Source organism: Arthrobacter sp. A2-55 (assembly GCF_025548615.1).
Classification (GTDB): Bacteria; Actinomycetota; Actinomycetes; order Actinomycetales; family Micrococcaceae; genus Specibacter; species Specibacter silviterrae.
Genome location: NZ_JAJLOZ010000021.1, coordinates 19,634 through 34,486, shown reverse-complemented (window position 1 = coordinate 34,486; position 14,853 = coordinate 19,634). Strand labels below are relative to the sequence as shown.

Below are 14,853 nucleotides of genomic sequence, written 5' to 3'. Positions count from 1 at the left end.
ACATGAAGGATTTTGGACGCAGGAATTTTCTGGGCGCGATCATTGCGGGCTCGGCGCTGACCATGGTCGGCTGCAAGGGCGCGGTGGCCGGCGGGCAGGCCGGTGACGGGATTTTGACGCTGGGCGCCGACGCCGGTGCGTCGAATCAGTTCCCGGAGAACTTCAACGCCAACGGCGGCGGCGACGGCGGACCCGGCATCGGCTTCTTCTATGAGACGCTGTTCCGCGTTTCCACCCGCGACGGCGGCAAGCTTGAACCGGCGCTGGCGGAAAAAGTGGTGTATTCCAACGCCGGTGCCACGGCCACGTACACGCTGCGCAAGGGCGTGACCTGGAGCGACGGCAAGCCGTTCACGGCCGACGACGTTGCCTACACCTACAACTTTGTGTTTGGCGCCCCGGCCCCGGACGGCTTCATCAAGGAGCCGGTAAAGGCGCTGGACGCGCACACGGTGGAGGTCAATTACAACAGCCCGAATTACCAGCAGGACACCAATATGTCCATGTACTACCCCGTGTACCCCAAGCACATCTATGAAAAGCAGGGCGCCCACGACAAGTTTGTGGACAAGAAGCCGGTGGGCACGGGCCCGGGCGTCCTGAAGAGCTTCTCGGGGCAGCAGGTCCAGATCACCCTGCGCGAGGACTACTGGGGCGGCAAGGCGAAGGGTGTCAAGGAAGTCCACATCATTCCCACCGGCACCGTGGGCAACATCCAGTCCTCCATTTCCTCCGGCAAGGTGGACTGGGCCGACGGCGGCGGGGCGGGCGTCCTGACGCAGTTCCTGGGCATGGGCAAGGACAACCACTACGAGTACTTCCCGGACGGATCCTCCCGCGGCGTGCTGTTCGGCTGCACCTTCCCGCCATTCACGGACGCCGCAGTGCGCCGCGCGTTCCGCGATTCGGTGGACCTGACGGCGGCCACGAAGGCCGTGGGCATCGGCTACACCGTGCCGTCCGTGACGGGCCTGAACCTGGACCTGTACAAGAGCTACCTGCTGCCCGAGTACGCCAAGCCGCTGGAGCCCAACGTGGACAAGGCCAAGGCCGACCTCGCGGCGGCCGGCTGGACCGTGGAGGGAGGCAACCTGACCAAGGATGGCAAGTCCTATCCCGTGCGCCTGTTCGTGAACCTGGGCCAGGCAACAGACATTGTGGTAGCCCCCATGATCATTGACCAGTGGAAGAAGAACCTGGGCATTGACGTGAAGTACATGCCCACCCCGGACACCGTGTTCCAGGCCAAGATCCATGACTACGAAATGATGGTGTGGACGGCCAACCTGAATGGTTCGCCGTACAACGCCTTCCAGGGCTACAGCTGGAAGAACCTGGAGGCAGGACCGCAAAAGCTGGGCTACGGCAACCAGGGCCTGTGGAAGATGCCCAAGGAAGCCAATGACGCCTTGGCAGCGCTGCAGGCCCTGCCGATGCAGAACATCGCGGAGATCACCACGCAGCTGCAGATCATCCAAAAGGCTGTCGCGGAGGGTGCCCCGTACCTGTCCTACATGAGCGGCGGCTCCGGCGAAATGTGGACCACCAAGAACTGGAAGGGCTTCCCGAGCATGAAGGATGAAGCCGTCAACTACCGCTCCAGCATTGGCGGCTACAACAACGCGGCCATCACCACCATCAACCTCGAGAAGGCGTAGCAGCTGGCTGGTGCCCCGGCTCATCGAGCTGGGGCACCAGCACGTTCGTGCGCAGCAGTTCGCGCAGGCTGAGCAGCCCGACGCCGATCATCCCGGCATGAGGGCCCGCAATGGACTTTTCAATGGTCAGGTTTTTGGTGGCCAGGGGGTGGCAGCCTTCATAGAGCTGGCTGCGGATGGCTGCAACATACGGTTCCACCTGCGACAGGGCGCCGCCGAGGATGACATGGTCGGGATTGGCGAAGTTGACAATGCTGCAAAGCATTTCCCCCAACATGCGCCCCGCCGTCCGGACACTGGTGGTGGCAAGGGCGTCGGCCATATTGGCCAATGCCACCACCTCCGTCAGGTTCGACACCTCAACTCCCTTGGCCACCAAGTCGGCCACCACAGCGGAGCCGCTGGCGATGGTTTCCAGGCAGCCGAAATTGCCGCAGGTGCAGGCCCTCTCACCGGCCGCCTTGACGCGCACGTGGGTGATGTCCCCGGCGGTGCCGGTGGAGCCGCGGTACACCTCGCCATTGGCCACCAATCCACAGCCAATGGCCGCACCGGCCTTGATGAACAAGGTGTTGACCGGCTTTTTGGGATGGTCCTCGGAATTCTGCCGCAGGGCGTGTTCGGCCAGGGCCATCACATTGGCGTCGTTGTCACAAAATACCGGGGAGTTGAAGTGCGCGGACATCCAGTCGCGAATGGGGAAGCGGTGCCAGCCGGGCATCCGCGCCGGGGAATCAACCCACCCCGCCGCGAAGTCCACGGGGCCGGGCAGGGCCAGGCCCACACCCCGCAGCAGCCCGCTGGAGTTGCCGGCGGCCAGGGAGTCCATCATGGCCGCGATGGCAGTGAGGGTGGCTTCCGGGCCGGTGGCGACGTCGACGGCGGCCGATTCGGTGGCCAGCAAGGTGCCGGCGAGGTCCATCATGCCCACCCGGACGTGGCGGGAGCCGAGGTCGGCCACCAGCACGTGTCCGGCGCGGTGGTTGAGTTGGAGGCTGCGCGGCTTCCGGCCGCCGGTGGAGGAGCCCTCCCCGGTTTCCACCACCAGGCCCGCTTCCATCAACTCATTGACACGCAGGGAAACCGTGGAAGGGGCAAGCTTGAGGGACCTGGCCAGCTGGGCGCGGGAGATGGTGGTTTCGTTGGCGACCAAGGTCAGCATGTCCATCGCCGAGTCGCTGACGGACATGGCCGCGGGCTGCGGGGCGTGCCCCTTGCCGGGTGAGTTGTGGGCGACCATGGTGCTGCTCCTGAATGATTCCTGCGAAAGACTGGCGACTTTGTTTGAAGTCAATGATTGGACACCACTCTACCGCCTGGTAGGGCCATTGGTCTAGGACTAATCCATGCCAGAATCAAGCAAAAGTACGCGGTTCGAACAAAGCTCGGCTGTATTGCAGTATTACACTATCTTTATTCGATACCCCTTCCCGGGGATGACACTACACGGAGGTGGCGGATTGCCGTCCACAAGTACACAGCAGCCGGCCGGACCGGAAGCTGAATTTCTGCACGGCGCCTTCGCAGCCGGTGCCGCCCGGATCCTCGAGGTCACGGGGGATCCCGTCCTGGCCGGGATGTTTGTCCACGCCATGCGCAACACCCTGGACACCACCTTGACGAGGGAAGCCGGCGGGACCACCTTTGTGATCACCGGTGACATTCCCGCCATGTGGCTCCGGGATTCTTCGGCGCAGATGCTCCCGTTTCTGAGGTTGTTGGGTGCGGGCGTTGGCGGGGGCGCCGGCCCCGACTCCGGGGACGAGCTTTCCGACGTCGTCGCCGGCCTGGTCAGGCGCCAATTTGAGTGCGTGGCCATGGACCCCTACGCCAACGCCTTCAACCAGGAACCGAATGGTGCCTCCTATGATCCGGCGGACGCCTGCGACAACCCCTGGATCTGGGAACGCAAGTATGAGATTGACTCGCTGGCATTTCCGGTCCAGCTGGCCCACCAGCTGTGGCGGCGGACGGGCCGGACGGACATCTTTACGGATGCCGTCCATGAGGCGATGCGGTCCATCGTGCGCCAGTGGCGCCTGGAGCAGGACCATGAGCAGAACTCCGACTACCGCTTTGTGCGCCACACGGAGCTGCCCAGCGAAACCCTGTCGCGTGACGGGCTGGGGCCGGCCACGGCCGTGACTGGCATGACATGGGCCGGGTTCCGCCCCAGCGACGACGCCTGTGTGTACAGCTACAACGTGCCCGGAAACCATTTTGCGAAGCTGGCCCTTGGCCACATCGGCGAGATTGCCGCCGTCGTCTATCAGGACGCGGAACTGGCAGCCGAGGCGCTGGCGCTTGGCGCGGACATTGCGGCAGGCATTGCGCGGCACGGCGTGGTCAACCACCCCGAGTTTGGCGACATTTACGCCTATGAGGTGGACGGGCTGGGCAACACGCTGCTCATGGATGACGCCAACATGCCCAGCCTGCTGTCCCTGCCGCTCACGGGCGGGGTGGACACGGCCGATCCCGTCTACCAGGCCACCCGGGCGTTCATCCTCAGCAACGCCAATCCCTACTTTTACACGGGGTCCCATGCCGCGGGCATTGGCAGCCCGCACACCCCCGAGGGGTACATTTGGCCCATTGCGCTTGCCGTCCAGGGGTTGACCGCCGCCACGCGCGAGGAGAAGTGGGACATCCTGCAGACCCTTCGGGACACCACCGGCGGCACCGGCAACATGCACGAAGGCTTCAACCCCGACAACCCGGAACAGTTCACCCGCCCCTGGTTTTCCTGGGCCAACTCCATGTTCTGCGAACTGCTGCTTGACTATTGCGAGGGCCCCGACGGCCATGACAACAAGAACGGAAACGCCTCATGACAACCGATGACTTTGCGGAGCGGACACTGAAGGTCGGCGTCGTCGGCCTTGGCTGGGCCGGCCAGCAGCACCCGGCGGCCTTCAGCGCCCTGGACGGGGTGGACGTCGTCGCGCTTGCCGGCATGGAGGCCGATGTCCTGGCCGAACTCGCCGACACCTTCCAGGTGCCCCACGCCTTTGCCACCTGGCAGGAACTGCTGGAACTGGAGGGCCTCGACGCCGTCAGCATTGCCGTCCCCACCTTCCTTCACGCGCCCATCGCCGTGGCTGCGCTGGAGCGTGGCCTTCATGTCCTGAGCGAAAAGCCGCTGGCCCGCAACGGTGCCGAAGGTGCCGCGATGGTCGCGGCCGCGCGCCAGGCCGGGCGGGTGCTTGACGTCGTGTTCAACCACAGGCGCCGCGGGGACGTGCGCAAGCTCAAGGAAATCATCGACGGCGGCGGGCTGGGGCGGCCGTACTACGCCAAGGCATCCTGGTTGCGCCGGCGCGGCATCCCCACGCTCGGCAGCTGGTTCACCAACCCGGAACTTTCCGGCGGCGGCCCGCTGGCGGACATTGGCGTCCACGTCCTGGACTATGCACTGCACCTGCTGGGTGAACCCAAGGTCATCTCCGTTTCGGCATCGGCCTACGCGGAACTGGGCCCGCAGGGACGCGGCGGCGACGTGAACTACCTGGCCGCAGCGTCGGAGCACAAGTTTGAGGTGGAGGACTTTGCCTCCGCCTTCATCCGGCTCGAAGGCGGCGTGACGCTGGTCCTGGAGGCGGGCTGGGCCAGCTACCGGGACCCGGCAGACCTCATGGACTTCCGGGTCTACGGGACGGACGGCGGCGCCGAATTGCGGGCTGCCCAGTCGCAGTCAATCTCCGACGCCGGCCTGCACGTCTTCACGGACGTGGATGGCATGAACGCCGACTACGTGGCGGAGGTTCCCGAGGACGGCAACCACAGGGCCGTGGTGGAGGACTTCGTGGCCGCCATCCGCTCGGGGTCCGAAAACTGGGGCCGGCACGACGGCTCCGTGGCACTGACACGGGCGCTGGTCATCGACGCCTGCTACCTTTCCGCCCGCGAACAACGAGAAGTGGAGCTTTAGCCATGAACCCCCAAAGCCTGCGCATCACCATCTGGAATGAAGGCGTGCACGAGGCCCGCCAGGACCCGCCCGCCATTGCCGGCTACTACCCGAACGGCATGCACGGCGCCATCGCGGAAGGGCTGGCCGGGCACTTCCCTGGCGCGCTCATCCGGACAGCCGTGCTTGCCGATCCGGAGCACGGACTCAGCGAGGACGTGCTCGCGGACACGGACGTGCTGCTGTGGTGGGGACACCTGGCGCACGGCGACGTCAGCGACGAGGTGGTGCAGCGCGTGCGCCGCCATGTCCTGGGCGGCATGGGGCTGCTGGTGCTCCACTCGGCGCATTTTTCCAAGATCTTCATCAGCCTGATGGGCACCACCTGCTCGCTGCAGTGGCGCAATGACGGGGAACGGGAGCTGGTCTGGAACGTCAACCCGACCCACCCCATCGCCGAGGGCATCACCGGGCCCATCGTCATCCCGGAACAGGAAATGTACGGGGAATTCTTTGACATCCCCACCCCGGACGATTTGGTGTTCATCAGCTCGTTCGACGGCGGCGAGGTGTTCCGCTCCGGTGTCACCTTCACGCGCGGCAGGGGCCGGATCTTTTACTTCAGCCCCGGCGACCAGGAATACCCCGTCTACAACCAGGCCGAGATCCGCCAGGTCCTCGCCAACGGCGTCAAGTGGGCCGCCCAGCCCCGCATCGAGCGCCAGGCCCCATCCGTGGGCAACCCCCAGCGCGGCTCCTTCGGCAGCTGACAAGAGTCGAGCCGTCCGGCCCAGTCAGCGGGTGCGGCCCTGCTCCATGGCGGCTCCCATGGCCTGCGCCCACTCCCACGGTGCAGCGGTGCCGCCGGGCTCCGAGTTGAAGTATTCCCAGGACGACATGCCGCCAAAATCCGGGTACTTGTCTGCCAGCGATGCCACCGTCTTATTAAGCACGGCAGGCTCCACAAACCCCTTGCCGTGCATGGGGTGGGTGCTGGTCCCCGCAACCACCTTGGCGGCCGGGAAAACGCCGCGGGAGATGATGGCGTCATATTCGGCCGTGCTGTCCAGCACGCCCCAACCGCAGTAGAACTGGGCGTTCATCCAGTCAATCTGGCCGCCGTGGGTGGCCCAGAGTTCCTCGTAGTCGAAGCCGGAAAGGTTTCCGCCACCGGACAGGGCCGTGGCCACGGGGGCCAGCGTAATGATGAAATCCGGGCCGAAGTCTGCCCGCAGTGCGTCGACCAGGTGGCGTGCACCCTCCACCGACATGTCCTCTTCCACGTCCAGGTCGATCCCGTCCAGCCGGTACTTGCCGATGAGTTCGCGCAGCGGCGGGTAGTAGGTGCCGAAGGTGGCGGGTTCAAGCCGCTCGAAGCTGCCCATCGCGGCCCCGCCCAGCATCCCGATCACGGCCACGCCCTGCTCCTGCACGGCGGCCAGCTCGGCCCACATCGCCTGGTTGTCGGGGTGGTCGGCGGGGTCGTCATTGAGCGTGATGTCCCCGGGCTCGGCGTTGACATGGATGGCACCCACAATGATGGCCGTCAGCTCCGGGCAGCGGCGTGCCAGTTCCACGGGGGACACCAGGGTCCCGTCCACCTGGTTCGTCTGGTAGTAGACCACCACGCGTCCGGGGGCGGCTGGGTTGAGGGGCGTAGCTGTCATGGCAATCCTTTGCGACGTGGTGCCTGCCGGAAAATCCCGAAAAGGCGTCTCTGGTGATGGACTTAACTTATGCGCTTAAGCATAGAATAGTTATGCCGTGCGTCACAGCATTCCGCTCCCGGTGCCGCGCGTCCCCACAGACCTCACCCCTTCCTGACCTCCAAGGAACAGCCATGGAATTGCTGCCCCACAGCGGACCCTCCCACACGCCCAGCTCGCGCCCGGGGCAGGGCTTCAACACCGCCTCCCCGTGGCGCTACACCGTTTCCGCCAACGAGCCCAAGGACACGGCCGACGCCGGAGCCCCCTTGGGTGCGGAGCGCACGGTTCGCGCCGTGCTGCGGGAGGAAACGCACCGGATCGCGGCGGGCAGCACCCTGAGGTACTTCCTCTACCCGGCGTTTGCCGGCAACGACGACGACCCGGCAGGCGGCTACGGGGCCTGTGCCGCCGCCGTCGACCTGGTCCTGGACGGCGGCACCCGCCTCTCGGAGACCGGGCTGGCGGACCAATACGGCTTCGGCGCGGGCGCGAAGGCCCAGGGCGAAGCCAAGACGCTCATCCCCGACCAGTGGAACATCCGCACCATTGACCTGACCCCGCTGGCGGGCCGCACGGTCACCGCCATCGAGGCAGCCGTGCACCTGCCCGGTGGCGTGCCGGAGGCCACGCTGGAAGGCTGGATCGACGGCGTCGAGCTTTATGTGGCTGCCGATCCGGCGGGGGAGGGGCGCCCCAGTGACCACGTGCTGACCACGCGCGGCACGCATTCCTCCGGCGGGGTGTCGCGCGGCAACACGCTGCCGGCCGCGGCCGTGCCCTTCGGCTTCAACTTCATCACCCCCTGCACTGACGCCCGCACCACCCAGTGGGTCTACGCCTACCACCAGCACGACGTGGCCCCCGGGGTGAGTGCCCTGCAGGCCCTGAGCATCTCCCACCAGCCCAGCCCGTGGATGAACGACTACTCCGTGCTGCAGTTCATGCCCGGCACGGGCACCCCCGAGCTGGACCCTGCCACGCGCGCGCTGGCTTTCCGGCACGGCAACGAAGAGGCCGGGCCGCACCGCTACCGCGTCACCTTCGACAACGGCCTGGTGGCCACGGCTGCGCCCGCCGACCACTCCGTGGCGCTCCGCTTCGAGTACCCGGAGGGCACAGGCAACGACGGCGCAACGGGCGCCACCCTGCTGCTGGACCAGCTCGACAACAACGGCTCCCTGACCATCAGCACCGGAACCAACGGGCTGCCGGTGCTGTCCGGCTACGTGGACGGCAGCGAAAACTCCACCGCCCTGCGCATGTACTTTTACGCCGTGGCAGACCGCCCCGCCCTGGAATCCGGCATGTTCGACGCCGAACGCCCCGCCGGGTGGGTGCGGTTCGCACTGGATGAATCCCGCACCGTGAACGTCAAGGCGGCCACGTCCTTCATCAGCATCGCCCAGGCCCGCCACAGCCTGGCCCTGGAAATTCCCGACGGCGACGGCGTGGACCAGGTTGCGGCCCGCGCCAGGGAACTGTGGGACGCCAAGCTCGGCGCCGTCACCGTGCAGGGCGCCAGTGCGGACCAGCTCACCACGCTGTACTCCAACCTGTACCGGATGTTCCTGTACCCGAACTCGGCCAGCGAAAACGCGGGCACCACGGCTGAGCCCAAATGGCAGTACGCCAGCTTCCTCAAGCCCGCGGACGCCCACGGCGCCGAGGTGACCGGCTCGCAGCTGAACCCCGGCACCACCTTCGTCAACAACGGCTTCTGGGACACCTACCGCACGGAATGGCCGGCACTGTGCCTGCTGGACCCCGACCGGGCAGGGAACATGCTGGACGGCTTCGTGGAGCACTACCGCGACGGCGGCTGGACCCCCCGCTGGTCGGCACCCGGCTACTCGGATTGCATGGTGGGCACCAGCAGCGACCTGGTCTTTGCCGATGCCGCGCTCAACGGCGTGGGCGGCTTTGACCTGGCCGACGCCTACGATTCCGCGCTGCGCAACGCCACCGTGCCCTCCGGTGATTCCGCCACGGGCCGCAAGGGGCTGGACGTGGGCATCTTCACCGGCTGGATCCCCAGCGACGCCACGGACGAGGCCATGTCCTGGTCGCTGGAAAACGCCATCAGCGACTACGGCGTGGCCCGCTTCTCCGAACTGCTGCTGGAACGCGCCTCCGCGGAGGACCCCCGCCGCGCCGAGTATGCAGCCAACGCCGCCTACTTTGGCAACCGGGCCCGCGGCTACCGGCACCTCTTTGACCCGGCCACCGGCTTCTTCCAGGGCCGCAACAGCGGGGGCGCCTTCAGCCACGGCCCGGACACCTTCGACCCCCGCACCTGGGGGCACGACTACACGGAAACCAACGCCTGGGGCATGGCCTTCAGCGTGCCGCAGGACGGTGCCGGCCTGGCCGCACTCCACGGCGGCCGGAAGGGCCTGGAGGCGAAGCTGGACGAGTACTTCGCCACGCCCGAAACGGCCCGCCACGAGTTCAAGGGCTCCTACTGGGACGTCATCCATGAGATGACCGAGGCCCGCAACATCCGCATGGGCATGTTCGGCATCTCCAACCAGCCGGCCCACCACGCCCCGTTCATGTACGCGTTCACGGACGCCCCGCACAAGACCCAGGCCATCACCCGCGAAAGCGTGGCCCGCCTCTTCACCGGCAGCGAGATCGGCCAGGGCTACCCCGGGGACGAGGACAACGGCGAAATGTCCGCCTGGTACGTTTTTGCAGCGCTGGGCTTCTACCCGCTGTCCCTGGCCTCGGGCGGTTTCATCCTCACCGCGCCGCTCTACGCCGACGCCTCAGTCCGGCTCGCCACCGGCAACACCATCACGGTCCGGGCAGCCAACCACGGCCCCGACAACGTGTACATCCAGTCCCTCACCATCAATGGCGAGCCGTGGCACAGCACCTTCATCGACCATGCAACCCTTGCCGCCGGCGCCACGCTGGACTTCGTGCTCGGCGCGGAACCGGCCGCCTGGGGGTCGTCTGCCGAAGCAGCCCCGCCGTCACTGGACGCCCCCGGCGCAACCCGGGCCCCGGCGTCGGACCTCACAGCGCCCGACGGCGACATTTCGGGGTCCGTGGACGCGCCGGAACTGCTGTTCAACAACACCTCCGTGGACGGCGTTTCCATGCCCGACGGCGGGTGGGCGGCCTATGCGCTCCAGGCACCCGCGGCCGTGACGCTGTATACCGTGACGGCCGGCCCGCAGCTCACCGGCTGGGTCCTGGAGGGCTCGCTGAACGGCGATGACTGGACAGTCCTGGACACCCGCAGCGGCGAATCGTTCCTCTGGGAGCGCCAGACCCGCCCGTTCCAGGTGTCCGGCTGGCCGGCCACCCACTACCGGCTGACCGCGGCGGGCGCGGCAACCGTGTACCAGCTGGAACTTTTCGCCGGGCTGTAACCGGCAGGAACTTAAGGAATCATGAAGACATATTTGCGCAGTTCCGGATTCATCATCAGCCAGACGTTCCGGGCCTCGCCGCGCCGGACCGTGATCACCATCGCCCTGTCCCTGGTCATGTCAGCCATCCCCGCCATGCAGGTGCTGGCGATTGCGGCGCTGGTCAATTCCCTCAAGGGCGCCCACGCGATGGGCGACGTCATTGTCCCGCTGCTGTGGGTGGTGCTCATTGTCGGATTCACCGGCCCCGTGCGGGTGGCCTGCGCCACGATCCGCCTGATGGCCATGACCCGGGCCGCCGCAGCCATGCAGACCAGGCTCGCTCACAGGGTGGCCCGGATGCGCCCTTCGGAGCTGGTGAAGCCGGCCACCACCACGGCCATCGAGAAGCACAACCGGGCCATCTCCGAACAGGTCAGCTACCAGTTCGAATCCCTCGTGGCAGGCGTTTTGGAGCAGACGCTGGCCGTGGTGGGCGTCATCATCGCACTCTTTGCATTCAGCAAGCTGGCCGGGCTCCTGGTCTTGCTGGCGTTGGTCCCCACCATGGTTTCCGCCAAGATCCTGGGCGGCGTCCAGACCCGCATGTGGGAGAGCCTGGGCACCTTGTTTGGCCGGGAACGCTACCTGCGCGACCTGCTGGTGCGGGAAAAGACAGCCACGGAACTGTCGGGGCTGGGTACGGGAGAACGCGTGGCGGACATGGTCCGGAGCACGTGGACTGACGTGGTCGCGGCGCGGGACAAGCTGTCCAAGGCCGTGCTGGGCATGGACTGGGCCATCGGTGCCATCACCACCGTGCTGCTGGTCGGCGCCATGGGGGCCGTGGTGGTGGACATGCACTATGGGCCCGCGGCCGTGGCCGGCGTGTACGGGGTCATGGCTGCCATGGCGTCAGTGGGCGGTGCCGCCGGCTCCATTGGCGCCTCCGTGCAAAACTCGCCGCAATGCGAGGGGCTCCGGGTGTTTTTCGCCGATTCCGGCAAGCAAAAGCGCGGCGAACAGGTCATTGTCCCCACGGCGGAACGCCTGGCCGGGGCAAACATGAAGCACCGCTACCCGGGGGCGGCCGTTGACACGCTCCGGGATGTCAGCGTGGAGGCCCGCCGAGGCGAGATCATCGCGCTGGTGGGCGTGAACGGCGCCGGAAAAACCACCACCGTGAACGCGCTGCTGGGCCTGACCGAACTCTCCGGCGGGACAGTCTCGATTGACGGGCAGACGCAGGCGGAACTGTCCGAGGATGTCTGGCTGGGCTACTTCGGCCTGCTGACCCAGGAGTTTGGCCGCTACGAGATGACGATCCGGGAGGTGGTGTGCCTGGGCACCCCGCGCACCGGGATCACCGACGAGGAGGTGTGGGCGGCGCTGGAATCCGCCCGCGCCGCGGACCTGGTCCGCAAGTTCCCGCTCGGCCTGGACACCCAGCTGGGCGAACAGTGGGGCGGGCTGGGCGTTTCCGGCGGGCAGTGGCAGCGCCTGGCGCTGGCCCGCATCTACCTGCGAGACCCCGCCATCTGGGTGCTGGACGAGCCGACGTCGGCCATTGACGCCGAGGCCGAACAGGACATCTTCCGGGAACTCGCCAGGACCCGCCACAACCGCATCACCATCGTGGTCTCCCACCGGGCCTGGACGCTGAAGGGCATGGACCGGATTTACGTGATCGACGGCGGCCGGGTGGTCCAGCAGGGCCGTTATGAAGAGCTCATGGCTGAGCCTGGCCGCTTCAGCGAGATATTCGCCGAACAGCTCGACGGCGGCGTCAGCCGGCGGCCGCCCGTGGACCAGGCCCTGGGTGTGGCTGCAACTTCCCGGTAGGCTGAAAGCGCGCCGGCCGGACAGGCCAGCGCCAGGTCCGATGGACAGGAGAGCATGATGCCCCCAACGACAGCGGCCGGAACCACGGCCGCCGAAGTAATGGCCGAGCTGGCCGCACTGGAGGACCCGCGGGCACGCGCCGTGAATGAGAAACACGGGGACGACCACGGGGTGAACCTGGGCAAGCTGCGGGCCATTGCAAAACGGCTCAAGCCCCAGCCCGAGCTGGCACGCGAACTCTGGGACACGGGGGACACCGTGGCCCGCCTCCTGTCGCTGCTGATCAGCCGCCCCAAGGCCTTCACAGCCGGGGAACTGGACACCATGATGCGCCAATCCAGCGTCCCCAAGGTCAACGACTGGTTTGTCAACTACGTGGTGAAGAAGGGCCCGCACACCGAGGAACTGCGCGTGGCCTGGTTCGCCGACCCCGACCCCGTGGTGGCGAGTGCGGGCTGGGGGCTGACCGGCGACCGCATTGCCAAGACACCCGGCGGACTGGACCTCCCGGGGCTGCTGGACCTCATCGAGGCGCACATGGCGGATGCCCCGGACCGGCTGCAGTGGGCCATGAACACCTGCCTGGCCCAGATCGGCATAGGGAACCCGGATCTGCGGGCCCGTGCCGTCGACATCGGCGAACGCCTGGGGGTCCTCAGGGACTACCCGACGCCGCCGAACTGCACCTCGCCTTTCGCGCCGCTGTGGATTGCCGAAATGGTGCGCCGGCAAGGCGGCCAGTAGCCCGGACGGGCGGCCTGGCGGCCCGGCCGGAAACCCCGGACGGGCCGCCTGCCTTGTGTGGGGCTCAGGCAATCTTCTTCCGGTAGGCGGCCATGGCGAAGAAGTACGCCACCACCAGGATGCCGACACACCAGACCAGCGCCACCCAGATGTTGCTCCCCACCGGCTGCTGCGCGAAAAGGTCGCGGATGGAGTTGACGATGGAGGTGACCGGCTGGTTTTCGGCAAACCAGCGCACCGGCCCCGGCATGGTGGCGGTGGGCACGAACGCCGAGCTGATGAACGGCAGGAAGATGATCGGGTAGGAGAAGGCGCTGGCGCCGTCCGCCGACGTCGCCGACAGCCCTGGGATCACAGCTATCCAGGTCAGCGCCAGCGTGAACAGCATCAGGATTCCGGCCACTGCCAGCCATGCCAGCGGGCCTGCCGGGCTGCGGAATCCCATGACCAGGGCCACGAGCACGACGACGACGATAGAGACCAGGTTGGCAACCAGGGACGTCAGCACGTGCGCCCACAGCACGGAGGAGCGGGCGATCGGCATGGACTGGAACCGCTCGAAGATGCCGCCCTTCATGTCCAGGAACAGCCGGAACGCCGTGTAGGAGATGCCGGAGGCAATGGTGATGAGAAGGATGCCCGGCAGCAGGTAGTTGACGTAGCTGCCGGAGCCGGTCTTGATGGCCCCGCCAAAAACGTAGACAAAGAGCAGCATGAAGGCGATCGGCATGATGGTGGTGGTGATGATCGTGTCCAGGCTGCGGCTGATGTGGCGCAGGGAGCGTCCCAGCAGCACGGCGGTGTCGCCGAAAAAGTGGGTTTTCATCGAATTCTCCTCAGTCCTTCTCGCCGACCAGGGCGAGGAAGACATCCTCGAGGGTCGGCTGCTTTTCAACGTATTCAACTTTGGCCGGCGGGAGCAGCGCCTTGAGCTCGGCCAAGGTGCCGTTGACGATGATCCGGCCCCCGTGCAGGATGGCTATCCTGTCCGCGAGCTGTTCGGCCTCGTCCAGGGTTTGCGTGGTGAGCAAAACCGTGGTGCCGTGCGCCGCGAGTTCGCGCACGGCGGCCCAGACCTCCAGGCGCGCCTGCGGGTCAAGCCCGGTGGTCGGCTCGTCGAGGAAGATCACGGGCGGGTTGCCGATAAGGCTCATCGAAATGTCCAGCCGCCGGCGCATGCCGCCCGAGTACTCGGAGACCTTCCGGGCGCCCGAATCGGCCAATGAGAACCGCTCGAGCAGCGCATCCGCAACGGCGCCGGGGTCCTTGACGTGCCGCAGCTTGGCAACCAGGACCAGGTTCTCCCGCCCGGTGAGGATTTCATCCACCGCCGCGAACTGGCCGGTGAGGCTGAACGACTCCCGCACCTGGGCGGGCTGGGAGGCGACGTCGAAGCCGTTGACCGCGGCAGCACCGGCGTCGGCCTTCAGGAGCGTGGCCAGGATCCTGACCACTGTGGTCTTGCCCGCCCCGTTCGATCCGAGCAGGGCAAAAACGCTTCCCTGCGCCACGTCAAAGTCCACGCCGCGCAGCACTTGCAAATCCTTGAATGACTTTTCCAGGCCCTCAACATGAATCACGGGTGCCTGGCCGCTGGTGGTTTCCATCTGCCTGTCCTTCCCTTCTGCGAA

General features: G+C 66.7%; 11 protein-coding genes. 7 read left to right on the top strand and 4 right to left on the bottom strand.

The window, feature by feature from the left end; translation table 11 throughout:
* Positions 1-2: 2 nt before the first annotated feature.
* The gene (locus tag LPN03_RS07855; protein ID WP_262453818.1) at positions 3-1,658 is read left to right on the top strand and encodes an ABC transporter substrate-binding protein; all 1,656 of its coding nucleotides are present in this window, start codon (positions 3-5) and stop codon (positions 1,656-1,658) included.
* Here the strand turns inward: LPN03_RS07855 and LPN03_RS07850 are convergent.
* Entirely contained in the window at positions 1,639-2,898 is a 1,260-nt protein-coding gene (locus tag LPN03_RS07850; protein ID WP_262453817.1) for an ROK family transcriptional regulator, read from the bottom strand. The genes LPN03_RS07855 and LPN03_RS07850 overlap by 20 nt on opposite strands.
* Positions 2,899-3,118: 220 nt before the next feature.
* Here LPN03_RS07850 and LPN03_RS07845 point away from each other — a divergent pair, with 220 nt between their 5' ends.
* From LPN03_RS07845 to LPN03_RS07835, 3 genes are read left to right on the top strand one after another with little or no spacing between them, the layout of a single operon-like run.
* Complete coding sequence (locus LPN03_RS07845) at positions 3,119-4,492, top strand: glycoside hydrolase family 125 protein (RefSeq protein ID WP_262453816.1); 1,374 nt, start codon at positions 3,119-3,121, stop codon at positions 4,490-4,492.
* On the top strand, positions 4,489-5,589 hold the full coding sequence (locus tag LPN03_RS07840; RefSeq protein ID WP_262453815.1) for a Gfo/Idh/MocA family protein: 1,101 nt from the start codon (positions 4,489-4,491) through the stop codon (positions 5,587-5,589). The genes LPN03_RS07845 and LPN03_RS07840 overlap by 4 nt, the downstream gene beginning before the upstream one ends.
* Positions 5,590-5,591: 2 nt before the next feature.
* Positions 5,592-6,338 carry a ThuA domain-containing protein gene (locus LPN03_RS07835; RefSeq protein WP_262453814.1) on the top strand — a complete coding sequence of 249 codons (747 nt, stop codon included), beginning with the start codon at positions 5,592-5,594 and terminating at the stop codon, positions 6,336-6,338.
* Positions 6,339-6,362: 24 nt separating this feature from the next.
* On the opposite strand, the gene LPN03_RS07830 is transcribed toward LPN03_RS07835, so the two are convergent.
* Positions 6,363-7,235, bottom strand: a complete 873-nt coding sequence (locus tag LPN03_RS07830) for a glycosyl hydrolase family 18 protein (RefSeq protein WP_262453813.1) — start codon at positions 7,233-7,235, stop codon at positions 6,363-6,365.
* Between the two features lie 173 nt (positions 7,236-7,408).
* On the opposite strand from LPN03_RS07830, the gene LPN03_RS07825 reads away from it, so the two are divergent.
* From LPN03_RS07825 to LPN03_RS07815, 3 genes are read left to right on the top strand one after another with little or no spacing between them, the layout of a single operon-like run.
* The gene (locus LPN03_RS07825) at positions 7,409-10,657 is read left to right on the top strand and encodes a GH92 family glycosyl hydrolase (RefSeq protein ID WP_262453812.1); all 3,249 of its coding nucleotides are present in this window, start codon (positions 7,409-7,411) and stop codon (positions 10,655-10,657) included.
* Between the two features lie 21 nt (positions 10,658-10,678).
* A complete protein-coding gene (locus LPN03_RS07820) occupies positions 10,679-12,478 on the top strand; it encodes an ATP-binding cassette domain-containing protein (RefSeq protein WP_262453811.1) in 1,800 nt (599 codons plus the stop codon).
* A gap of 57 nt (positions 12,479-12,535) precedes the next feature.
* Positions 12,536-13,222: a DNA alkylation repair protein gene (locus LPN03_RS07815; RefSeq protein ID WP_262453831.1), complete on the top strand. Its 687-nt coding sequence runs from the start codon at positions 12,536-12,538 to the stop codon at positions 13,220-13,222.
* Between the two features lie 64 nt (positions 13,223-13,286).
* Here LPN03_RS07815 and LPN03_RS07810 read toward each other — a convergent pair whose 3' ends face one another.
* Positions 13,287-14,048 carry an ABC transporter permease gene (locus LPN03_RS07810; RefSeq protein ID WP_165182256.1) on the bottom strand — a complete coding sequence of 254 codons (762 nt, stop codon included), beginning with the start codon at positions 14,046-14,048 and terminating at the stop codon, positions 13,287-13,289.
* A gap of 10 nt (positions 14,049-14,058) precedes the next feature.
* Complete coding sequence (locus LPN03_RS07805) at positions 14,059-14,829, bottom strand: ABC transporter ATP-binding protein (protein WP_165182257.1); 771 nt, start codon at positions 14,827-14,829, stop codon at positions 14,059-14,061.
* Positions 14,830-14,853: the final 24 nt, after the last annotated feature.